This is a genomic window from Myxacorys almedinensis A, from assembly GCF_010091945.1.
GTDB classification, from domain to species: domain Bacteria; phylum Cyanobacteriota; class Cyanobacteriia; order Leptolyngbyales; family Leptolyngbyaceae; genus Myxacorys; species Myxacorys almedinensis.
Window position 1 is genome coordinate 90121 of the sequence record NZ_WVIE01000012.1, and the last position, 21811, is coordinate 111931.

The window sequence follows — 21811 nt, forward strand, 5'->3', positions numbered from 1 at the left end:
GTCGGGACGTTCACTCGAACGCCCCTTTTTTATGTATGGACTATTTTTTATACACAGCTTTGTCAGCTAGCCGTTTTCGGTGGTTATCTGCTTTTGCTGCTGATACATCTCTTTGAATTTGCGCTGTTGCACGACGTGATCAATGATCGGTTTTGGGTAGCCTGCACGATCGCGCTCATCATCATCGATTTTTCCAGCAATCAAATGCTCGGTTTCAACTCGCCGCAATTCTGGCAGCCACTCTCGAATATATTCACCATCAGGGTCAAATTTTTTTGCCTGACTCGCTGGGTTAAAAATTCGCAACGGTTTCGGATCCATGCCGCTCGATGTACTCCACTGCCAGCCACCATTGTTGGCTGATAAGTCACCATCGTAGAGCCGTTGCATGAAATATTTCTCGCCTAAACGATAATCAACAACGAGATCTTTAGTGAGGAAACTGGCAACGATCATGCGACAGCGATTGTGCATCCAACCGGTTTCGTTCATCTGGCGCATGGCAGCATCAACGATGGGATATCCGGTTTTCCCGTCGCACCATGCTTGAAAATATGTCTCGTTGTTCTCCCACGGAAAGGTTTTTAATACTTTTCGATACGCACCTTCTGCGAGTTCGGGAAAGAAGTACAGCGCATGTTGATAAAATTCTCGCCAGGCAATTTCTTGCCGCCACACGCGAATATTTTCTTTCGTTTCATCGCTGCGGCTCTGTTTGGTTGCATCAACCGTTGCTGCCCACAGCGTACGGACGCCGATCACACCAAATTTTAAGGCGGCACTCAAGAGCGAGGTTCCAAGTTGAGCGGGATAGTTGCGCTGGTCTCGGTAGTTTGCGATCGCGCGCGAACAAAATTCGTCTAACCGCTCTTGTGCGGCTTGCTCTCCGGGATCGAGCATCAAGGGATTATCCCAAACAAAGCCTAATTCTTTTGCGGTGGGCAGTGCGATCGTTCCTGCGGATTGTGCCTCTGCCAGTTCGCGGTCGGATAAACCTTCTACCGTCTTGAGATCGGGTGCAGGCTCAGCTTTTGATTTACTGCTCCAATTCTTCCAAAACGGTGAATAAACGGTGTAGGGGGCACCGGAACCCGATTGAATTTCTTCGGGCGAGTGCAGCAGTTGATCCCAGCAGGTTGTGACTTCGATTTTGGCGTCGTTGAGGGCTGAGATCACGGCGCGATCGCGCTCATGAGCATAGGGTTCGACATCCCAATTAAAGAATACCGCTTTCGCCCCTAGCGCTGTGGCTAACTGAGGAACCCCTTGGCGCGGATCGGCGTTGAGAATGAAGAGTTGTCCGCCGACTTGGGCATAACGATCTTGGAGCGATCGCAGACTGCCGATCATATAGGTCACGCGGGCAGGGGCAACATCATCGCGATCGAGAATATTGGGATCGAGACAAAACACACTGACGACTTTGGGGCTACGTTGCCGCGCCATTGCCAAGCCTAGATTATCCGAAATTCGCAGGTCTCGACGATGCCAAAACAAAACTAAATCAGACATACTAGGGGGATCACAGCGTTACCAACGCCTTTACCCTAGCAAATCCTGCTGTGTTGTGCCCTACACACTGCCGAACAGAAGCGGACGTGCCAGCATAAAGCTCGAAATTGATTTCGAGTCGCTCAGATCGCCTACATAAATTGCCTTCTCAACAGCTTCGGGCGTCATCAAGACGGTTTCAATATCCTCATCTTCATCTTGATCAGGAGGATGCTCTAACGGTTCTAAATCTGTTGCCAAAAACGCATAAATTACTTCATCTGAATAGCCCGGAGCCAAGAAGAATTCACCCAACTTCTGCCATTGCTTGCCTCGATACCCAGTTTCCTCTTCGATTTCACGTTGCACCGTTTCTAACGGTTTTTCACTCAGTTCTACGGTTCCAGCAGGAAACTCTAGCAAGCGTCCTTGCACGGCAAAGCGATATTGCTTGACTAAGACGAGTTTGCCCTCGGAGGTTACGGGAATGACCAACGCCCCGCCGGGATGACGGATACATTCCCACTCGCCTTCTGATTGGTTGGGCAAACGTAACCGGCTGACTTCAAATCCAAATTTGCGACCTTTATAGGTGAGGCGTTGTTTGAGAAGTTGGGGTGGTTCTGAACCCAGAGGCATTGGTTTTTTGGGGGTGGGGGATGAGGAGGGGAACGGTTGAATGTCGGCGGCGTCGATCGCATGGGCAAGGTCTGAAATTGAGCGCTGCGATCGCGGCTCGACCCAATTTGGGGCAATCTCGGCGAGGGGCACGAGGACGAATGCCCTTTCAGCCATCCGAGGATGGGGAATTTGCAAATCAGGGGTTTGCAGGATTACATCATCAAACAGGAGTAGGTCTAAGTCAAGGGTACGTGCGCCCCAGCGTTCGTGGCGTTGGCGACCGAAGTGAGTTTCGATCGTGAGCAATTGAGTAAGTAGCTGAGGCGGTGTGAAGATGGTTTGAAGCAAGGCGCATCCGTTGAGATAATCGGGCTGAGGCGGTCCGATCGGTTTTGTTTTGTACCACTGCGATCGCGCCTCTACTTGAATTCCTGGGATTTGATTTAACGTTTCTAAAGCAGATTCTAAAATAGTGTAAGAATCGCCCAAATTGCTGCCGAGGGCGATCAGCGCCTGACTCAATGCCTGACTCAATGTTGGAGAAACTGCACGTTGTGCCATAGCTTGCCGAAATCTTTTATAGTCAACTTAAGCTGCATTTCGGGAGAACGCAATGGAAAACACAATATCCACCGTCACCGATGAAGAACTGATGCTCATGAGTTCTAAAAACCCGGAATTGCGATTTGAACAAAACGCAGATGGGACAGTTGTTGCGATGGCTCCAACGGGTGGAATTTCAAGTAATCGAGAACTAAAGGCGGGAGCTTACCTGTTGAATTGGGTAGAAGACCACGATCTAGGCGAAGTTTTTAGCTCAAGTGGTGGCTTTCGGCTGCCCAATGGGGCGCTTCGTTCCCCCGATGCTGCCTTTGTTGCAAAAGGGCGACTGGCTGACAATTGGGATGAGGAAGAAGATAAGTTTATTCCTTTAGCTCCTGACTTTGTGATTGAGATCCGCTCTAAATCTGATTCGTTGGAAGTTTTGCAAGAAAAGATGCAAGAGTATATCGAAAATGGCGTTCGGTTAGGATGGCTAGTCGATCGTCAGCATCAATGTGCGTACGCTTATCGCGCCGATCGCTCTATCACCCAGTATCCCGCCGATGCTGTGTTGAATGGCGAAGATGTGGTTTCAGGGTTTACGATCGCATTAAAGAAACTGCTGTAACGCTTATGAATCGCCCAATTTATCTCGATTGTCACGCCACTACACCCGTTGACGATCGCGTGTTAGCTGCGATGTTGCCTTACTTTACCGAGCATTTTGGCAATGCCTCCAGTGTTGGTCATGCGTATGGATGGGAAGCCGAAGCCGCGATCGCGCAGGCACGAGAGATTTTAGCTAACGCCATTGGTGCAACTCCAGAAGAAATTATCTTCACCAGTGGTGCAACGGAAGCCAATAATTTAGCGATCAAAGGTGTTGCAGAATCGTATTTCAGTCGAGGAAAACACATCATCACGCTGCAAACCGAGCATAACGCTGTTCTTGATCCGTGTCGCTATTTAGAATCGCTTGGGTTTGAGATTACCTTTCTGCCAGTTCAAGCTGATGGACTGATGGATTTAGTGACATTAGAAAAAGCCCTGCGAGACGATACCATTTTAGTGTCTGTGATGGCCGCCAACAATGAGATCGGAGTGCTGCAACCGCTTGCCGAGATTGGGGCATTGTGCCACGATTGGCGTTGCCAAGCTCCGAAGGATCGCAACATTCTCTTTCACACCGACGCCGCCCAAGCGATCGGCAAAATTCCCCTCAATGTGGAGGCAATGAAGATCGATCTCATGTCGCTTACCGCTCACAAAGTTTACGGAGCAAAAGGAATCGGAGCTTTATACGTGCGTCGTAGAAATCCACGAGTGCAGCTTGCCGCACAACTTCACGGGGGCGGGCAAGAACGAGGACTACGAGCCGGAACACTCTCTACGCCGCTCATTGTTGGATTGGGTAAAGCGGTCGAAATTGCTCTGCAAGAGATGCCATCAGAATCAGAGCGGATCAATAGATTGCGCGATCGCATGTGGCAATCTCTTCAAACCTTAGACGGGGTTTATCTCAACGGACATGCCACTCAACGATTGTCAGGAAATCTCAACGTTAGTGTAGAAAATGTAGATGGACAAGCATTGCTATTAGCATTGCAGCCAGCGATCGCAGTGTCATCCGGTTCTGCATGTACGTCAGCAAAGATTGCACCATCCCATGTGTTACAAGCGTTAGGATTAACAGATTCGTTGGCGTATGCATCCCTGCGATTTGGAATTGGACGATTTAATACTGAAGAAGAGTGCGATCGCGCTGTCCACTGCGTTATCAACGCGATTCAATCTCTCCGCGATCGATAAACCTGTTCCATCGGCAATAGCTTCACATGATAAGTCTTCTTGTAGAAAGTTGAGCGCGCGATCGTAGCTTCAAATTCCTATAGGAATTTCAGTCCCGTTGCCGGGATTTTTTTGGTTGAAAGTCAACTTCAGAGACTCGCACCGGGCGCTTTTATTCGTTTCAGTCCCGTTGCCGGGATTTTTTTGGTTGAAAGCCTCTGAGCAGTTGCCCCAAACATACCAACACTCTGGTTTCAGTCCCGTTGCCGGGATTTTTTTGGTTGAAAGCCTTGAATTTAGTGGCAACTGAGGCGATCTTCTGTTTCAGTCCCGTTGCCGGGATTTTTTTGGTTGAAAGACTGATTCAGCACGCTCTACGACTCAACAATATCAGTTTCAGTCCCGTTGCCGGGATTTTTTTGGTTGAAAGCTGAAAACTGTTCCAAAGCTTATCGAAACTCCGCGGTTTCAGTCCCGTTGCCGGGATTTTTTTGGTTGAAAGCAGGGCGGAAAGCTGCATCTCACGATTGAGTACTCTCACGTTTCAGTCCCGTTGCCGGGATTTTTTTGGTTGAAAGCAGCCTCGGATCAAGCGGTGATTGAGCAACTGATTAGTTTCAGTCCCGTTGCCGGGATTTTTTTGGTTGAAAGTCGCGTTGACTATCCCGCGACTCGCACCATATTTGATGTTTCAGTCCCGTTGCCGGGATTTTTTTGGTTGAAAGCAGGAATCACTACCCGATCGCTCTCAGCTTACACAGGATCTGTTTCAGTCCCGTTGCCGGGATTTTTTTGGTTGAAAGCAGCAATAAACATTCTCATAATCATCTGTGGCTTCAACATTGTTTCAGTCCCGTTGCCGGGATTTTTTTGGTTGAAAGATTAGGCAGAAATTATGGAAGCGTTAACAACCCAGTGTTTCAGTCCCGTTGCCGGGATTTTTTTGGTTGAAAGCTTGAGACGTGAATTTAGGATTTACAGTTGACACAGGCTGTTTCAGTCCCGTTGCCGGGATTTTTTTGGTTGAAAGTGCGCTACCGCCAGAACCCAAGAAGCAACGGGGTAGTTTCAGTCCCGTTGCCGGGATTTTTTTGGTTGAAAGGGGGCACGATAGGAGTCAGCCTGTCGTGAGAGGGTTTCAGTCCCGTTGCCGGGATTTTTTTGGTTGAAAGGTGAGTTTGCCTATGTGCCAGAACCACTCTACTACGTTTCAGTCCCGTTGCCGGGATTTTTTTGGTTGAAAGTGACGATGGTCGCAGTTGGCGCACCGCCCCCTCAGTAGGTTTCAGTCCCGTTGCCGGGATTTTTTTGGTTGAAAGCTCGGACCTAGAGGGGTAGCTAACCCGTCGCTGGGAGTTTCAGTCCCGTTGCCGGGATTTTTTTGGTTGAAAGGCTAGAAGGAATGCCCAAGCTAAAGTAAGACGCGGGTTTCAGTCCCGTTGCCGGGATTTTTTTGGTTGAAAGAATCTGCGTAAGTTCAGTTCGTTCAGAAACTTCTGTTTCAGTCCCGTTGCCGGGATTTTTTTGGTTGAAAGTCGAAAGAATAGATATTTATCAACGTTTTACAGAAAAGTTTCAGTCCCGTTGCCGGGATTTTTTTGGTTGAAAGTATTTTAATTTGGGATATTGCCAACTCAGAGTTATGTTTCAGTCCCGTTGCCGGGATTTTTTTGGTTGAAAGCTTGAAAAATAGAAATATCAAAGTTTTTAGGTATATGTTTCAGTCCCGTTGCCGGGATTTTTTTGGTTGAAAGGTTCCAAGTGCCATTTTCGTATTTCGCCAAACCCACAGTTTCAGTCCCGTTGCCGGGATTTTTTTGGTTGAAAGAAGATTGATCCATTGTGGTTAATTTCCCATAGAAAGTTAGTTTCAGTCCCGTTGCCGGGATTTTTTTGGTTGAAAGTCCCCTACTAATTTCCCTTCATTTTTGATGGAGTGTTTCAGTCCCGTTGCCGGGATTTTTTTGGTTGAAAGCGTTTGTTCCAGAGATTGAAGCAACTGCTAAGCTGCGTTTCAGTCCCGTTGCCGGGATTTTTTTGGTTGAAAGCTTTTCAATGTAACATTCCAAATTTGCATATTATGTTTCAGTCCCGTTGCCGGGATTTTTTTGGTTGAAAGTTTATGATTTTGATAATTCCATTCATGATTCGCTGGTTTCAGTCCCGTTGCCGGGATTTTTTTGGTTGAAAGATTTTTTCTAAAAGATTGTTTCCTGAAACACTACAAAGTTTCAGTCCCGTTGCCGGGATTTTTTTGGTTGAAAGCCGATCTCCGTCTGCATCCCAGTAATCGGATAGATGTTTCAGTCCCGTTGCCGGGATTTTTTTGGTTGAAAGCTCATCCAATAGATCGTTTGAAGCTGCTCTTGTTCTTGTTTCAGTCCCGTTGCCGGGATTTTTTTGGTTGAAAGTATTAGCGAAGAACATGGTGTATATTTCCGCATCGTTAGGTTTCAGTCCCGTTGCCGGGATTTTTTTGGTTGAAAGTGTGGATGTTCTAAAAGTAAAATGGCTGGCTAACGTTTCAGTCCCGTTGCCGGGATTTTTTTGGTTGAAAGCAGCCTTCATCAAAACACGTCAAAAACCCGTGTTACCCGTTTCAGTCCCGTTGCCGGGATTTTTTTGGTTGAAAGTTGAGAAGATTGCTCAGCGCCAAGAACAAATTAAAAAAGGTTTCAGTCCCGTTGCCGGGATTTTTTTGGTTGAAAGCACGATAGCTTTTATCTTGAACAAGGCACCAAGGCTAGTTTCAGTCCCGTTGCCGGGATTTTTTTGGTTGAAAGTCATTTTGCGACGTCGCATCACTTAGACGGGGCAGTGTTTCAGTCCCGTTGCCGGGATTTTTTTGGTTGAAAGTCATTGGTCTGAAGTGTTTGAAACAATTGGTTCTGAGTTTCAGTCCCGTTGCCGGGATTTTTTTGGTTGAAAGTATACATTCCTGTAAATGTAAAAGCACAACAAGCAAGTTTCAGTCCCGTTGCCGGGATTTTTTTGGTTGAAAGTTAGAAATCAATCAATCAATACATCGACCCCTAACGCGTTTCAGTCCCGTTGCCGGGATTTTTTTGGTTGAAAGAAATAAGCTGATGAACACCTGGTGAACTGTCTGGAGTTTCAGTCCCGTTGCCGGGATTTTTTTGGTTGAAAGGTGGATTTGCCTCAGCTTCCACTCTTCAAGTCCCTCGTTTCAGTCCCGTTGCCGGGATTTTTTTGGTTGAAAGAGAGGAAGTGGATGAAACTCTGGACGCTTATTATCGTTTCAGTCCCGTTGCCGGGATTTTTTTGGTTGAAAGTTAAGTATTATTACGATGTTTGATAACTTTTTGCAGGGTTTCAGTCCCGTTGCCGGGATTTTTTTGGTTGAAAGAGGATAAGCGAAAAACGTGTAAGTAGGGCATTCATGTTTCAGTCCCGTTGCCGGGATTTTTTTGGTTGAAAGGTGATATTGTTCTTCCTGTGGATTCATCAATTGAAAGTTTCAGTCCCGTTGCCGGGATTTTTTTGGTTGAAAGCTTAAAATGTTTGAAAAATTTAATGCAAATTCGCGATGTTTCAGTCCCGTTGCCGGGATTTTTTTGGTTGAAAGTTTTTAGTAAGACTAAGAAAGTGATTCCTGCATGGGGTTTCAGTCCCGTTGCCGGGATTTTTTTGGTTGAAAGGCAATATTGAGCGAGAGACAAATATGGGGCAATTGTTTCAGTCCCGTTGCCGGGATTTTTTTGGTTGAAAGTTATGAAAATACTGCCAGTTCAAAAGAGTATTCGATGTTTCAGTCCCGTTGCCGGGATTTTTTTGGTTGAAAGGAATTACGTGATGTTGTGAGAGTTTTTACAGATGAGTTTCAGTCCCGTTGCCGGGATTTTTTTGGTTGAAAGAATTTGTTCTTGGCGCTGTGCAATCTTCTCAAAATAGTTTCAGTCCCGTTGCCGGGATTTTTTTGGTTGAAAGCTAATAATGCTAACAGGTGGAAACGGTATTCCGCCTTGGTTTCAGTCCCGTTGCCGGGATTTTTTTGGTTGAAAGAACAAAAAACGATCGCTGTTTTCGTCCGCAATACGCTCGTTTCAGTCCCGTTGCCGGGATTTTTTTGGTTGAAAGGAAGGCGCTGATATCAATCCTAATATCCCGATGATGTTTCAGTCCCGTTGCCGGGATTTTTTTGGTTGAAAGGAAAACACACACAGGAGCCAATTAATATGTTTATCATGTTTCAGTCCCGTTGCCGGGATTTTTTTGGTTGAAAGTTCTAAAACAGTTTTAGGATTTTACAATCTTCCATCGGTTTCAGTCCCGTTGCCGGGATTTTTTTGGTTGAAAGTCTTGAGATAAGTTTGGTGATTGGCTACTATTTTAGTTTCAGTCCCGTTGCCGGGATTTTTTTGGTTGAAAGTCTAGCACATTTATATAGTGTGCAAATTGCGGCTAGTTTCAGTCCCGTTGCCGGGATTTTTTTGGTTGAAAGTTTGCAAGCTTTTGAACAATCGGATTTTCGATTCGATGTTTCAGTCCCGTTGCCGGGATTTTTTTGGTTGAAAGTCTAATTGCGCTTGGAGACTTGCGATTTCTACCATCGTTTCAGTCCCGTTGCCGGGATTTTTTTGGTTGAAAGATGAATAGAATTTTCTTTTCTAACAAAGCGAACAGTTTCAGTCCCGTTGCCGGGATTTTTTTGGTTGAAAGGCAAGTGTTTGTGAAACATTAGGTTTTACAAATGTGTTTCAGTCCCGTTGCCGGGATTTTTTTGGTTGAAAGTTAAGAGGCGTTGCTCTCCCTGTACGTCGATCGTTTGTACAATCGTCGTTTCAGTCCCGTTGCCGGGATTTTTTTGGTTGAAAGTAGGATTTGCCATCAACCACTATTGCGCTCAAGATTCGTTTCAGTCCCGTTGCCGGGATTTTTTTGGTTGAAAGTGCTACCTTTGCGAAAGTTATTTTGACGTATAAATGTTTCAGTCCCGTTGCCGGGATTTTTTTGGTTGAAAGAAGAAATCCAAGCATCATTAAAACAGTTTAATTGGTTTCAGTCCCGTTGCCGGGATTTTTTTGGTTGAAAGTAGGGAGTAAATTAACGTTGCTTGCCAAAAAAAGGTTTCAGTCCCGTTGCCGGGATTTTTTTGGTTGAAAGGTTGATGCCATCATACCCATCATTTTGAAACAATCGTTTCAGTCCCGTTGCCGGGATTTTTTTGGTTGAAAGAAGTGTCGCATCAAATTTCAGCAAATCCGAATAATAGTTTCAGTCCCGTTGCCGGGATTTTTTTGGTTGAAAGGGCTATCGATTTAGATGATGAGCTTTATCAAATTGGTTTCAGTCCCGTTGCCGGGATTTTTTTGGTTGAAAGCGTGTGTGGGCAAGGAATCACTATTTTCTAATAAAAAGTTTCAGTCCCGTTGCCGGGATTTTTTTGGTTGAAAGTTTGGTGCGTTAACGAAAATTCAAAAAAAAACATATGTTTCAGTCCCGTTGCCGGGATTTTTTTGGTTGAAAGTTTGTTCCCTGTTCATTCCTCAATCCGATCAACATCGTTTCAGTCCCGTTGCCGGGATTTTTTTGGTTGAAAGGTTAGCCAGCCATATTACTTTAAGAACATCCACAGGATCCTCAATCCGATCAACATCGTTTCAGTCCCGTTGCCGGGATTTTTTTGGTTGAAAGCGTAAAATTTACATCAAGTCCCTTGAACCGAGTTCGTTTCAGTCCCGTTGCCGGGATTTTTTTGGTTGAAAGTCCGCCCTCTGAAACTCGCTTTAGGAGCCGTTTTCAACCCGACATTTGGCAAAGGTTGTTTTAACCTTCATTTCATGCCTCTATTTTTTGCTTACAAAAATACGTAGAACCTTATAACTATTGAATTGTCGTGGTTCTAGCGATTGGCAAACCTCCCAGGGTTTTTACCCTCGCTTGGGTTCGCCAAAATAATTGTGCCTGGCTGCCCCTCATGATAGACCGATCTGCCCTATCTGTCGAGACGCACATTATTTTGTTTCTGCCTATGGGGAGGAATATTCGCTAAAACCCTTGCCCCAATTCACCTGCCTAAAGAAGCAACCTCCCCAAAAAGTGATTTAGCAAAACTATTTTTGGCGCTCATATTAATTTTCTATTTCTATTTCTTGCATCCTCTCCTCTAAACCCTATTTCCACTTCCCTTGGTGCTGTAAAGTGTTTGTATGTATAGCGATGATAATCTGACAGTACTCGGCATCGACGCAGAGCTAGACGATCCGCTAGATCACATTGCGCCGATCGAAGATGAGTCTGCCATCCCTAAGCCCGATCCTGACGAGATGTTGTCTCTCTTGATGGCGGCAGATGTGCAGCAACGGATGCTGGCGACTAGAGCGTTTTGCGAACTGCAAGACGAGCGGGCGATTCCTCACCTCATTTCTCTGTTAACCGATCCCTGCGCGTTGGTTCGTGTGAGCGCGGCCTATGCCTTGGGCAGAAATCCCAGTCCAGACGCGGTAGACCCCCTCATCGGGCAATATGACCAGGATTGGAACGGCTATGTTCGCAAAGGCATCGTGTGGGCGCTGGGAAATTGCCGCGATCGCAGATCCCTCAAAACCCTAACCGAAGCTCTAAAAACAGATATTTCCGCCGTCAGGCTGTGGGCGGCAAGCTCTCTAGCCCAACTGTCTGTTTTGGGCTACGACGTGGTGGTAGCCGCCGTGCCACCGTTGATCGAAGGATTACGGCGAGACGCGATCGCCGCGATCCGAAGTAACTGCGCTTGGGCGTTGGGAGAACTGTGCCGAGAATTGCCCTCCAACGTAATTTATGCCACCGCCATCGATGCCCTGATCGAGTCGTTTGCCGAAGATGAAGACATTAGCGTACGAGAAGATGCCAAAGCCTCAATGCTGAAAGTGGGAGATGCACGCGGACTGCAAGTCATCGAAGAACTAGAGCAAGAAGGCTTCCTGAGCTAGCGGCAGGCTAAACCCGTGCGAGGGTTCACCAAAATCGGGCTAGGGATCGGGCTGCCATAGATCGCGGTGCCACAGGTAGATCTGCCATCGTAAATTTTGTTGTAAATTCGGTTGGGATTAACAATCACCCGACGAGTTTTGCCTCCGGGCGTCACAATCACCGTGGGCGATCGATGGTAGAACGGCTGCCGGATCGATCGACGGTGGCTCGAAAACCCGCTTTGCCCCGGAAAAGACAAATAGCGATGAGCAGGGCGTTGAATAATCACCGTTCTGCCACGGGGATAAATCCGCGATCGCGATTGCCCAAAATAAGGCGTAGCGCGGACAGACGAGCGACCAAAACTCGCAAACTGAGCATGAACCGGAGCCGTAGAAGCTAGAGCGATCGCGGCAGCAATACCGATGGCAAGCGGCGGTGCGATCGCAATCTGGCGGAGCTTTGCAACAGAAAGTGCGGCGATCCAGGAACGAAGGTGGGACATGACGATACCCGTCCTCTTAAGAAATGAGTGAGATACTCAAACAATATCAAACTCTCAAAATCTTGACCCAATTCATCCACATCTTTTAGGAAACAACAAGAGCAATCTCACTCAACCCATTCGCCCCTCCCCTCGCTCGATCAGGCAAGGAGTTCTCCCGTTTCTTGCAGAGCGTGCAAGCGCTGATAGATACCGCCATGCTGAAGCAGTTCCTCGTGGCTGCCAACTTCGACAATGTTGCCTTGGTCTAACACCACAATTTTGTCTGCTTCCCGAATCGTGCTGAGCCGGTGAGCAATAATGATCAGAGTGCGAGTTCCCAGCAGCGATCGCATCGCCAACTGAATCGATCGCTCTGACTCATAATCTAGACTCGATGTGGCTTCATCAAAAATCAGCACGTCTGGATCAACAATCAGCGCCCGAGCAATGCCAATCCGTTGACGCTGCCCACCCGAAAGCCGGACGCCCCGTTCTCCCACAATGGTGGAATATTTGGCGGGCATCTGATGAATAAAATCATCGGCTTGGGCAATGCGACAGGCTTCGCGCACTTGTTCCATCGAAGCGCCAGGATTGCCATAGGTCAGGTTTTCCAGCAGCGTTCCGTTGAAGATATCGACTTCTTGATGCACGATCGCTAGCCGTTTTCGGTAGCCCGTAATGTCGAGCCGACGGATATCTTGACCGTCTACTAAAATTGCGCCTTGATTCGGTTCAAAATAGCGAAACAGAAGTTTAACAAGCGTCGATTTACCCGAACCAGACCGCCCAACTAAAGCAACGGTTTGATACGGTTCGATCAGCAAGTTAATGTCGTTGAGAACCGGGCGATCTGAAGCATAACCAAAGGTCAAGTGAGAAAACTCAACTTTTCCCGTAAATTGGTAGGTCGGAATTGAAGGATCGGTGTTGCTCGAAGCTTTGGTTTTACCGACGTTGCGCCTGACGCTTACTGCGCTGGCATCCGTTCCAACGGGCAACTGCATAAACTCGTGAAAGCGAATCATAGAGCCATAACGACGCGCCAGAAATTCTGCCACTTGGCTGATCGGCTCGACTTCGGCAAAAGCCATGCTAGACACCGTGAAAGTTGTGATGAAATGTCCCAACGAAATCATGCCTTGTGCCGTTGCCATTACCGTTAGCACAAATACTAAGAAAACACTGGACTGTACGACAGTGCGTTCATACATTCCTAGCTTCACATAGCCTCTGTGAATCCGATAATCTAGCACTTTAAACTCGCGGTCTAAGCGTTGCCGTTGTCGTTTCAATTCTGATGTTTCCGTGGCAAAAGCTTTGACTGTTTTAATGTTGGTAATAATTTCAGACGTCCGGCTTTCGGTATCTTCCATATATTTATCTAGCTTCTCTTCTTGGGCAGAGAGCCGCTTTAGCCCCAGCATGTTAAAGCCCACAATGCCGACAAAGCATAGGAGCAGCAGCAGAGCAATTCGCCATTCGATAAACCAAACGACAACGAAAATGCCAATCACTCGAAAGAAGCGAGGAAAAAGTTGCCCAACCACTTCAGGATAGCTCCAGGTATGATTAGACAACCCTTTTGCAACGCGAGCAGAAATGCGACCAGGATTGTTTTCATCATAAAACTCCAATGGTAGTGTCAACACTTTTTGAATGGCTCTTTCTGCATTTTCACGCCGCGCCCGAAACGCCGTATCCCACGAAAACCATGCCCCAAGCCACGGCTGAATCGGAGCGCGCCCCACAGAAATGATAAACACAAGACTGAGTAACACTGCAAGGGCAAAGGTGCGATCGCGGCTATCGCTGGCTCCAGCAAGGTGAGCGATTCCCTGAATCACGCTTTGCATCGGGCGATCAACGGCTTGCCCAGAAAGAATATTGAGAATTTGCCCGATCGCGTAGGGCACAAACAAATCGAGAATCTCGAACAGACTCATCATCGCAATACTAAAGAGGGTCACTTTCCAGTAGTTGCGAAAATAAAAGACGATATTTTGAAGCTTAGCCATGAAACCTCCTGAGAGCGGCTAAAGTAGGTCGCCCTGACAGCAATGAAAATTGAATTTAAGCAAAAATTGCGAGATAGCTAATCGTTGATCTCGATGCTCTGCAAGCAGAGGACTTGCACCACGTTCATCAGCAGAAAGCGTTTGAGAACGCCCAGCGAGTAGAGCTAGCTAATTCTGTCTCTTCATGGAAAAATAATGTCGATTAGACTAGCTATTGTACTACAAATAATACAGAGAATTACATTAGAATTTTAGCTTGCCACGCTGATGACCAGAAATTGCGCCGAATTTTTGCTGTCGGCACCTGCGATCGCACTGACCCGTAAGCGACCCGCAAATTGGCGTAAATTAATGCCCGTCTCATCAAATCTGCAAAAGTCATTCCAAAAAAGAAGGGCAGCCCACGCCGCCCCTCACTCTTTGATTTAGTTTTGGATTTAGTTTTGAACTCAGGGTCTCAGTTCAAAGAACAGGCACATAGCGCTCTTTCTCAGGAACCGTCGTGTACTCTGCCACAATCTGCCGGAACTCATCACCCTCGATCGTTTCTTTTTCAATCAGCAAATCGACCAAGCGATCAATGACCTCACGATTGTCCCGCATAATTTTGCAGGTTTCTGCATAACATTGCTCTACAATGTCGTGAACTTGAGCGTCAATGCGAGACGCAACGTCTTCAGAATACTCTGCGCGAGACATCCAACCGCCGCCCAAAAACACTTCGCCTTGCTGACTTTCGAGAGACAATGGGCCCAACGTTGACATGCCAAAGCGCGTCACCATCTGTCGTGCCATCCCGGTCAACTGCTGTAGGTCGTTTCCGGCTCCGGTTGTAATCTCTGCCTCTCCAAAGACCACCGCTTCGGCTGCCCGTCCACCGAGGGCACCTTTGATGCGGGCCAGAATCTGCGATCGCGAGATCAAACTTTGATCTTCTGAAGGGGTAAACCACGTCAGACCTTGTGCCTGACCTCTAGGAATCAACGTCACCTTCTGTACGGGGTCGTGATCTCTGACGAGCGTCCCTACGATCGCATGACCCACTTCGTGATAGGCGATCAGGCGCTTGCTCTTGCTATCCACAAGCGGTGTGCCTTCCATACCCGCCACAATCCGATCAACGGCATCATCAATTTCCAGCATCGTCATCGCTTCTTTACGACGCCGAGCCGTGAGAATGGCAGCTTCGTTGAGCAAGTTGGCAAGGTCTGCACCAGAAAACCCCGGCGTGCGACGAGCGATCGCGCCGAGAGAAACCTCATCGGCAATCTTTTTATCGCGAGCATGAACTTCCAACACTTCAAGACGCCCCTTGATATCGGGAACATCTACCATCACCTGACGGTCAAACCGACCGGGGCGCAAAAGCGCCGAATCTAGCACATCAGCGCGGTTGGTGGCAGCGATAATAATGATCCCGGTGTTGCCCTCAAACCCATCCATTTCAGTGAGCAGTTGGTTGAGGGTTTGTTCGCGCTCGTCGTTGCCACCGCCAATTCCAGCCCCGCGCTGCCGCCCCACCGCATCAATCTCATCAATAAAGATGATGCATGGCGCGTTCTCTTTCGCTTTCTTGAACAAATCGCGCACCCGCGACGCCCCTACTCCAACAAACATTTCCACAAACTCGGAGCCTGAAATCGAGAAGAACGGGACACCCGCTTCTCCCGCGATCGCTTTGGCGAGCAAAGTTTTACCCGTCCCCGGAGGACCAACCAGCAAAACTCCTTTCGGAATGCGTGCCCCAACGGCGGTAAAGCGCTCTGGCTTTTTCAAGAACGTGACCACTTCTTGCAGTTCTTCTTTGGCTTCTTCAATGCCCGCGACATCATCAAACAAAACGCCGGTCTTAGCATCCATTTGAAAGCGTGCCTTCGATTTACCAAAGCTCATGGCTTGCCCCGGCCCGCCCGGAACATTGCTAGAGCGGCGAAATAAGAAGAACAAGCCACCTAGCAGCAGAATGGGAAAAACGAGATTGCCCAGCAATCCCCAAACTGCGCTGTCATTCTGAATCGGATGCGAATCTAAGCTGATATTAGAAGAGCGCAGGCGAGTAATAAGCTCAGGCGTATTTCCGGGAAGATCGACTCGCAAGCGTTGTAGCCGGTTGTCCAGTTCGGGGTCAACCGCCTCAACGATAGCAGTACGTCCACCGTCGTACAGATCAACGCTCTTAATTCGGTCATTGTCTAAATACTCTAAGAATCGCCCATAGGTCATGCGCGTGCTAGCAGCATTTTTGTTGCCCATTGCGTCTGGGTTTGGAGCGAATGATCCTTGCCACAGGAAAAACCCAACCACCAAGGCAGGCAGTGCCCATAACAGGATTGTTCTCCAGGATGATTTCATAAACTGGCGACCTCAATCACGGCTACAACGACAAGTCTCGATCGTACTCAAAAGGCAGCTTTTCTGAACTCATGCAGAGGGAGTGTATTCCTCCAAGATGAGCTTAATCATGTATCGCTTGCACTGATAAATAATTTTCCAAGCCCTTTAATGAGAAGAATCTTAACTAAATGTAACGTAAATTGCGGTATTCCGGCAATGCGCTGGGCAATCCACCTGCCGGAAACCTCGCGGAAAGCGCTGAGATCAATTTGCTGAGATCAATTTGCTGAAATCAATGCGATCGCCAATTTGAGCCAAACGTGGCATACCACCGCTTTGAAGTCTTTACCACCGAAGTTTTCACCACCAAAGATTTGAGAGTTTTTGTTTAAGTTATTTCACGATCGAGATTTCACGATCGAGAATGGCATCGAGCAATAAATCTGCTCCAAACCGAATTGGATCGGTGCAGGGTAATCCTGTTTCTTTTTGGGTTGTTGCGATCGCACTCATCGCCCCATCCTGATCTAAATGTGCTGTGTTCAAAGCAATCCCCGCTACTGTTGCTAGAGCAAACGATCCTCCGGCTGCCGTGACTGTTTCATACACACTCACCACATCCTTAAGCGGCGGAATTGAGACCTGTGGAAAGTTGCGAATCTGGAGTTGCCCAGCCCGATGCACCAAGATCAGATGGGTAGGCTGACTTCCTCGAAGGAGCGGCAGCGTTGCGGTGGAGGCAGGATTAAACAGAGATCCCTGTCCTTCGATGTGCAAAATGTCGCAATTTTTCCCATGACGCATCACCAACTGTTCCACGGCTCCCGATGCGAAATCAACTCGGACGGCATCTAGCGCAATGCCATCACCCGCAATCATGATGCCTGCCTGCCCCGTGCCCAGGAAGCGCGATCGCAGCCCTCTCTTTTGTCCAACCCGATCCAATGCCAAGCTCGTAGACATTTTGCCGACACTCATATCCGTTCCTACCGTGAGAACTCTTCGACAGGGCAATTCTCGCGCTTGTCCGCTTCCTACCTTTAAGCCCAGAGGCTCTTGTCGAATATCCCAAATCCACTGCTTGGGTTGAAGTAAGGCCTGAAACTCTGGGAGATCTCCTAGGCGAGTATGCAAGCCGTTTAGGATCGATAAGCCCAATGCCACTGCTTGCTTTAGTTCGGGCAGCCATTCATCCGGCAATGCTCCACCCGACGGCGCAATGCCGATCGCCAGCACATCAGGTTGATACGCTAACGCCGCCGAAACCGAGGCGACGATCGGCGCATCGCAAGGAATATTCATCAGCGATCGCAACGATTTCCCCGCGCAGTCGGGATCAATGATCACCGCGATCGCATCGGGTCGAAAGCGAAGAAGCGCTAGCCCCGTTTTGCCTTGAGTACCGCGAATGCCTCCATTGAGGAGGACAGCAATGCGATGATCAGAGTTCAGCATGAAGCATGCCCCTTAAAATACCTCTGAAAATCCCATGTCTCCTACGTTTTGTCTACTGACCTTTATCATCCACATTTAGACGCGGCATTCCTAAGCTGTAGTTGAGTACGCGGCTATTAAGGTTGTACGAGATCTCGCCCTGACTGAGCAGCGATCGGACAAAATGTTCGAGATCCGATCCAATTTTGCGTAGGTTATACTCGGTCAAATCTTGTCCGTTATACAACTCAACCAAATCATCAAATCTGCGGTATAGCTTCTGTAAAGCGTCGTCGTTCCAGTTCAGTTCGTTGTCTGGGTCAACATCGAGGGTCATTACGGTGTCGCTCGGAACCAACTCGTTGTCCTGCACTTCGGCTGTAAAGATGTGGATGTGGCGCGTGGTGGACTTAACTAGCGTCATAGGTCAAACTGGCTTTTCTCGACTCTTACTCTGCAATTGTAGTTGGACTTTTGCTCAATCAGGTCAGCCTGCCCACCGCAAACCCATTAAAATTTTCTCTACCAAGCCCTATAACTTAAACGATTTATCTTTCAAGTTCCGCTGTACTCCGTTCTCTCCTACCTCTTCCCATGTCCAAAGTTCTGAAGCTCCTTTTCATCCGCCATGCCCAATCTCAAGGTAACGTTGAGAGACGCATGCAAGGAAATGGAGAGTTTGAGTTATCCGATCTCGGCAGACAACAAGCCGAAAAATTATCAAAGCATTTGTTAGCTGAGTCTTGGCGTCCGAGTCATGTTTACAGCAGCCCCCTCAAGCGAGCGGCTCAAACCACAGAGATTTTGTTAGCTGGTTGTCAGTCTGCGGTGCTGCCCTCGACCGTCAGCGACTTAATTGATTCAACAACCGAAGCCCCCCCCGAAGACAAACCGATTCGTCGTGCGATCGCGCTGCACTATGCCGAAGAACTCAAAGAATTTCAAAACGGCGTTTTCAAAGGGCTAACGTGGGCAGAGGCACAATCGCGCTATCCGGATTTGTGCCGAAAATTGGAAGCATCGCCCGACTGGATTCAAATTCCTGAAGCCGAATCCTTGAAAGAAGCCCGCGATCGCGCTCGACACTTTATCCAACGTTTACTAAATCTTCATAAAGATGGAGATCAGATTTGGATCGTCAGCCATAGCTGGATTTTGCAGCATTTGATTGCAGAATTACTGGGAAGCGATCGCTCTTGGCGTCTTCGTGCCGGAAACACCGCTTTATTTGAATTTTGGATCGACCGATCGCGCTGGAACTTAGACAACCAAAACCGGTTTAATACTGACCTTTGGCAAATTCGCCGGTTTAACGATAATCGGCATCTACACTAAAAACTAGGTCTGCAAATTCATGCTAAAGCAAACTCTTACTGCCTTTTTAGGGTGCTAACTCAACGACGACTGCTTTGGGTCTTGATTATTTTGCTTACAAAGTCAAAACACACGATATATTATCGTATTGGTTCCAAACTAAGGGTTTTTTAACTGTTTACCGCTAAATCCATGATTGCGAATCCAGCCAACGACATTTTTAGACAGGCTCATCAGGGTAGTGTTGCCGCTATCATTCAAGTTCTCAACGACAAACTGTCAGATTCTGGAGTCCGCACTCGCGCCATTTTTGCGAGTGGCGTTCTGCAACTGCTTTGCGAAGCCCCAACTGCCGAACAGCTTGACCCCACCTATCTCACCGATCGCATCCGCAAAACCCTCGAATCTATTTCCCCAAAAAATATTCGGCGGGTCAATATCAACTCTCGGATCGTGCGTGAACAACAATTACTCTGGTTAGAAGAAATACATCGCGATCCCGACGGGCAAGTGTTGTGGTCAAAAGAAATTTCTCTCAATCGTAAAAATATCTTCCGGCGCAGTGCTGAAGAGTGGCGAGAAGCGTTTTCCCGGAAAGACGATTTTCGGAAACCGCTTTCGGCTCAGGCTGCCCGTGAAAAGCGTCAGTTTGCGAAGGGCGTCTTTGGTGGATTGGGCATCAGTGCTGCGGTTGTAGCCGCAGGTTGGGGACTGCATGCGTTGCAATCTGGACAAGGGCTTGAGATGGCTCAGTCTCAGTTAGTCATCACGGCGCAAAAGCTGGTTTCCTCATCGCCGCCCCCATCTGCCCCTGTCGATCGCGGGGCACAACCCTCTAATTTGGCTCAAGATCCGTTTGCGATCGCGGTGCGTCTGGCTCAAAGGGCGGCTGAGTCAGGGAGAAACGCTCAAACCCCTCAACAAAAACAAGCGGTGGCATCCCTGTGGGGACAAGCCTCTGAATTAATGGCATCTGTTCCTGGGTCGGATACTCGTAAGGCAATCGCTGAAAATCGCACCGTTCTCTACCAAAAATATAAAGACTCTACCTTAGAACGGCTTAAGTAAACGCCCTGCCTAGTCAATGCTGCGCCCTCGAACCGTTTTTGCTCTGCTAGGCACGGTCACAGGCGCTTTTTCGATCGCTCGTTCCCGGACATGGTGGACTTGAAAATGATCTTGCCAGAGTGCCGGAGCATCCAGGGTTTCTCCGCCATGCTTTGTGAGCCGTTGCCTTACTTTACACAGCACAGGCGTATTTACACACGCTCCAGCCACGATGATCTGCCCTTTCGTCAAAGCGGGAAGCTCTTTCAGCAGATCGCGCCCTGCCGCTTCAACCCCATATTTCAAGCTCTCTTGGTCAACCGGGTTCACAATCCGCATGATGAACTGGCTCATGCACTGAGACAGCACATCCGAATCTAGTTTTCCAGGACGTTGGGTAATCAGCCCGACGCCTAACCCAAATTTTCGACCTTCGCTGAGAATCGTTCGGATGACGCCTTTACACCGTGAAGGCTCGTTCGATGGGGCAAATCGATGAGCTTCTTCTAATAAAATAAAAACGGGAAACGGCAAATAATGCTCATCTGCTTTGGAAATTAATCCCTTGTGGGTGTTCATTCGGGCTTGGTTGGTTTGCCGGAGAACGGCAGCACAAATCACCTGCTGTTCTTCCTGGCTAATTTCATTCATTTGTAGGACAGTCACCTGCCCCGGTTCAAACAATTCTTGAGGACCAATGCTGTGTTCTAGGGCATGGAAGTACTGCGATCGCTCTAATCGCTCTAGTTTCCATTCCAGCGCCGGAGCCGATGAACCCGACTTTTCATTGCCATCATCATCGATTTGAATATCGGCTTCTCGCACCGCCGCGATCAGGTCTTGAACCCCCCAACGATAGTCCCCTTTCCGATGTTTCTGCAACAATCGGTAGGCTTTATTGAGAATAGACTGTTGGCGATCGCTCATTTCGGGCAGCAACGTCAAAATATCGTAATAATCGAGCGACGACACCCGGATTCTGATATCGTCGGGCGTCATCACCTTAACGGTTGGCGAATAGCCATCCACCCCTTGAAATGCAGAATGCCCCCGCATATCGGTCAAGGTTCCGTACTCTCCATGAGGATCGAAAATCAGCACCGCCGCCCGATTGTGGGGCAGCAGCAATTCTTCAACCAAAACGCCTGCGGTGTAAGACTTTCCTGATCCAGTTCCTGCCAAAATTGCCATGTGCGTACTGACGAGTTCTTTCACGTCTAGTGCGATCGGCACGGCATCTCCTTCTCGCAGCAACAATGACCCAATATGCGCCGCGCCGATCTCTTTCGGTTGCCTCCGGTTAAGAATTTGCCGCAGCATGCCATCGTCCGCTAAATGCACCTTTGCACCTGGATCGGGGGACTTTCGAGGGTTCATGAAGCCTAGTGCCTTGTGAAAATACCCAATCACATCAACACTCACTTCGTAGATCTCAGGATTGGTGTAAGTAAATCCAACGAGAGCCGCGATCGCATCTGGGCTAATTTCCGTATCCGCAAAAATACGGTCTGGCAAATGCTCAATCAGCCGTCTATCTGAAATTTTGCCCAAGATTTGGCGCAGTTCACCTGCCTCGGCAACCTGGTAATATACATACTCACCAATTTTGACATGGCGATTATCTGACGTAATAAATACATACTGATTGCCGTTTTCCCCCGGCCCTTTAACCGTCCCGACAACGCCAGACGAAGGAGAATGCTCTAAGCTCATGGGCAAAACCGCCTGCTGTGATTCACCTAATTTTCGTTCAAGTGTACTATGTCAGCACTGAAAGAATAAAGCAAACCAGTAAATTTTGTCTCTTTACACTATCCCTCAA

The 21811-nt window shown here is 48.1% G+C and carries 14 protein-coding genes and 1 CRISPR repeat array; of the genes, 5 read left to right on the forward strand and 9 right to left on the reverse strand.

The genetic code is table 11. The features are described from left to right. Positions 1-66: 66 nt before the first annotated feature. Together GS601_RS12125 and folK are read right to left on the reverse strand one after the other, a co-directional pair. On the reverse strand, positions 67-1512 hold the full coding sequence (locus GS601_RS12125) for an FAD-binding domain-containing protein (protein ID WP_162423541.1): 1446 nt from the start codon (positions 1510-1512) through the stop codon (positions 67-69). Positions 1513-1572: 60 nt separating this feature from the next. After that, positions 1573-2673: a 2-amino-4-hydroxy-6-hydroxymethyldihydropteridine diphosphokinase gene (folK, locus tag GS601_RS23765; protein WP_162423542.1), complete on the reverse strand. Its 1101-nt coding sequence runs from the start codon at positions 2671-2673 to the stop codon at positions 1573-1575. Positions 2674-2725: 52 nt separating this feature from the next. Here folK and GS601_RS12135 point away from each other — a divergent pair, with 52 nt between their 5' ends. From GS601_RS12135 to GS601_RS12170, 3 genes are all read left to right on the forward strand, one after another. Then, complete coding sequence (locus GS601_RS12135) at positions 2726-3283, forward strand: Uma2 family endonuclease (protein WP_162423543.1); 558 nt, start codon at positions 2726-2728, stop codon at positions 3281-3283. A 5-nt stretch (positions 3284-3288) separates the two neighbouring features. Continuing rightward, complete coding sequence (locus GS601_RS12140; RefSeq protein WP_162423544.1) at positions 3289-4464, forward strand: IscS subfamily cysteine desulfurase; 1176 nt, start codon at positions 3289-3291, stop codon at positions 4462-4464. 85 nt (positions 4465-4549) lie between these two features. Continuing rightward, positions 4550-10170: a CRISPR direct-repeat array (repeat unit 37 nt; unit sequence GTTTCAGTCCCGTTGCCGGGATTTTTTTGGTTGAAAG). Between the two features lie 443 nt (positions 10171-10613). After that, positions 10614-11375, forward strand: a complete 762-nt coding sequence (locus tag GS601_RS12170; protein ID WP_162423545.1) for a HEAT repeat domain-containing protein — start codon at positions 10614-10616, stop codon at positions 11373-11375. Here the strand turns inward: GS601_RS12170 and GS601_RS12175 are convergent. The 6 genes from GS601_RS12175 to ndhM form a co-directional block, all read right to left on the reverse strand. Then, positions 11372-11860: a hypothetical protein gene (locus GS601_RS12175; RefSeq protein ID WP_162423546.1), complete on the reverse strand. Its 489-nt coding sequence runs from the start codon at positions 11858-11860 to the stop codon at positions 11372-11374. The two genes, GS601_RS12170 and GS601_RS12175, sit on opposite strands and share 4 nt — an antisense overlap. A gap of 140 nt (positions 11861-12000) precedes the next feature. Further along, positions 12001-13860, reverse strand: coding sequence for an ABC transporter ATP-binding protein (locus GS601_RS12180; protein ID WP_162423547.1), 1860 nt, complete (start codon positions 13858-13860; stop codon positions 12001-12003). Between the two features lie 238 nt (positions 13861-14098). Further along, positions 14099-14242: a hypothetical protein gene (locus GS601_RS12185; protein WP_162423548.1), complete on the reverse strand. Its 144-nt coding sequence runs from the start codon at positions 14240-14242 to the stop codon at positions 14099-14101. Positions 14243-14322: 80 nt separating this feature from the next. Further along, positions 14323-16212, reverse strand: a complete 1890-nt coding sequence (gene ftsH2 / locus GS601_RS12190) for an ATP-dependent zinc metalloprotease FtsH2 (RefSeq protein ID WP_162423549.1) — start codon at positions 16210-16212, stop codon at positions 14323-14325. Between the two features lie 375 nt (positions 16213-16587). Beyond that, a complete protein-coding gene (locus GS601_RS12195) occupies positions 16588-17649 on the reverse strand; it encodes an N-acetyltransferase DgcN family protein (RefSeq protein ID WP_162423550.1) in 1062 nt (353 codons plus the stop codon). 52 nt (positions 17650-17701) lie between these two features. Further along, on the reverse strand, positions 17702-18052 hold the full coding sequence (gene ndhM, locus GS601_RS12200; RefSeq protein ID WP_162423551.1) for an NAD(P)H-quinone oxidoreductase subunit M: 351 nt from the start codon (positions 18050-18052) through the stop codon (positions 17702-17704). 170 nt (positions 18053-18222) lie between these two features. Here ndhM and GS601_RS12205 point away from each other — a divergent pair, with 170 nt between their 5' ends. Further along, entirely contained in the window at positions 18223-18963 is a 741-nt protein-coding gene (locus tag GS601_RS12205; RefSeq protein ID WP_162423552.1) for a histidine phosphatase family protein, read from the forward strand. Positions 18964-19134: 171 nt separating this feature from the next. Then, positions 19135-20010, forward strand: coding sequence for a hypothetical protein (locus GS601_RS12210; protein WP_202925045.1), 876 nt, complete (start codon positions 19135-19137; stop codon positions 20008-20010). Between the two features lie 9 nt (positions 20011-20019). Here the strand turns inward: GS601_RS12210 and GS601_RS12215 are convergent, their stop codons facing one another. Next, the gene (locus GS601_RS12215; RefSeq protein ID WP_162423553.1) at positions 20020-21702 is read right to left on the reverse strand and encodes an ATP-binding protein; all 1683 of its coding nucleotides are present in this window, start codon (positions 21700-21702) and stop codon (positions 20020-20022) included. Between the last annotated feature and the right edge of the window lie 109 nt (positions 21703-21811).

Excerpts from the sequence above, each read along its gene's own strand:
- ndhM (WP_162423551.1), bottom strand. The coding sequence starts at position 18,052 with ATGACGCTAGTTAAGTCCACCACGCGCCACATCCACATCTTTACAGCC.
- GS601_RS12180 (WP_162423547.1), bottom strand. The coding sequence starts at position 13,860 with ATGGCTAAGCTTCAAAATATCGTCTTTTATTTTCGCAACTACTGGAAA.
- GS601_RS12135 (WP_162423543.1), top strand. The coding sequence starts at position 2,726 with ATGGAAAACACAATATCCACCGTCACCGATGAAGAACTGATGCTCATG.
- ftsH2 (WP_162423549.1), bottom strand. The coding sequence starts at position 16,212 with ATGAAATCATCCTGGAGAACAATCCTGTTATGGGCACTGCCTGCCTTG.
- GS601_RS12210 (WP_202925045.1), top strand. The coding sequence starts at position 19,135 with ATGATTGCGAATCCAGCCAACGACATTTTTAGACAGGCTCATCAGGGT.
- GS601_RS12125 (WP_162423541.1), bottom strand. The coding sequence starts at position 1,512 with ATGTCTGATTTAGTTTTGTTTTGGCATCGTCGAGACCTGCGAATTTCG.
- GS601_RS12215 (WP_162423553.1), bottom strand. The coding sequence starts at position 21,702 with ATGAGCTTAGAGCATTCTCCTTCGTCTGGCGTTGTCGGGACGGTTAAA.
- GS601_RS12140 (WP_162423544.1), top strand. The coding sequence starts at position 3,289 with ATGAATCGCCCAATTTATCTCGATTGTCACGCCACTACACCCGTTGAC.
- folK (WP_162423542.1), bottom strand. The coding sequence starts at position 2,673 with ATGGCACAACGTGCAGTTTCTCCAACATTGAGTCAGGCATTGAGTCAG.
- GS601_RS12195 (WP_162423550.1), bottom strand. The coding sequence starts at position 17,649 with ATGCTGAACTCTGATCATCGCATTGCTGTCCTCCTCAATGGAGGCATT.
- GS601_RS12185 (WP_162423548.1), bottom strand. The coding sequence starts at position 14,242 with ATGACTTTTGCAGATTTGATGAGACGGGCATTAATTTACGCCAATTTG.
- GS601_RS12175 (WP_162423546.1), bottom strand. The coding sequence starts at position 11,860 with ATGTCCCACCTTCGTTCCTGGATCGCCGCACTTTCTGTTGCAAAGCTC.
- GS601_RS12205 (WP_162423552.1), top strand. The coding sequence starts at position 18,223 with ATGTCCAAAGTTCTGAAGCTCCTTTTCATCCGCCATGCCCAATCTCAA.
- GS601_RS12170 (WP_162423545.1), top strand. The coding sequence starts at position 10,614 with ATGTATAGCGATGATAATCTGACAGTACTCGGCATCGACGCAGAGCTA.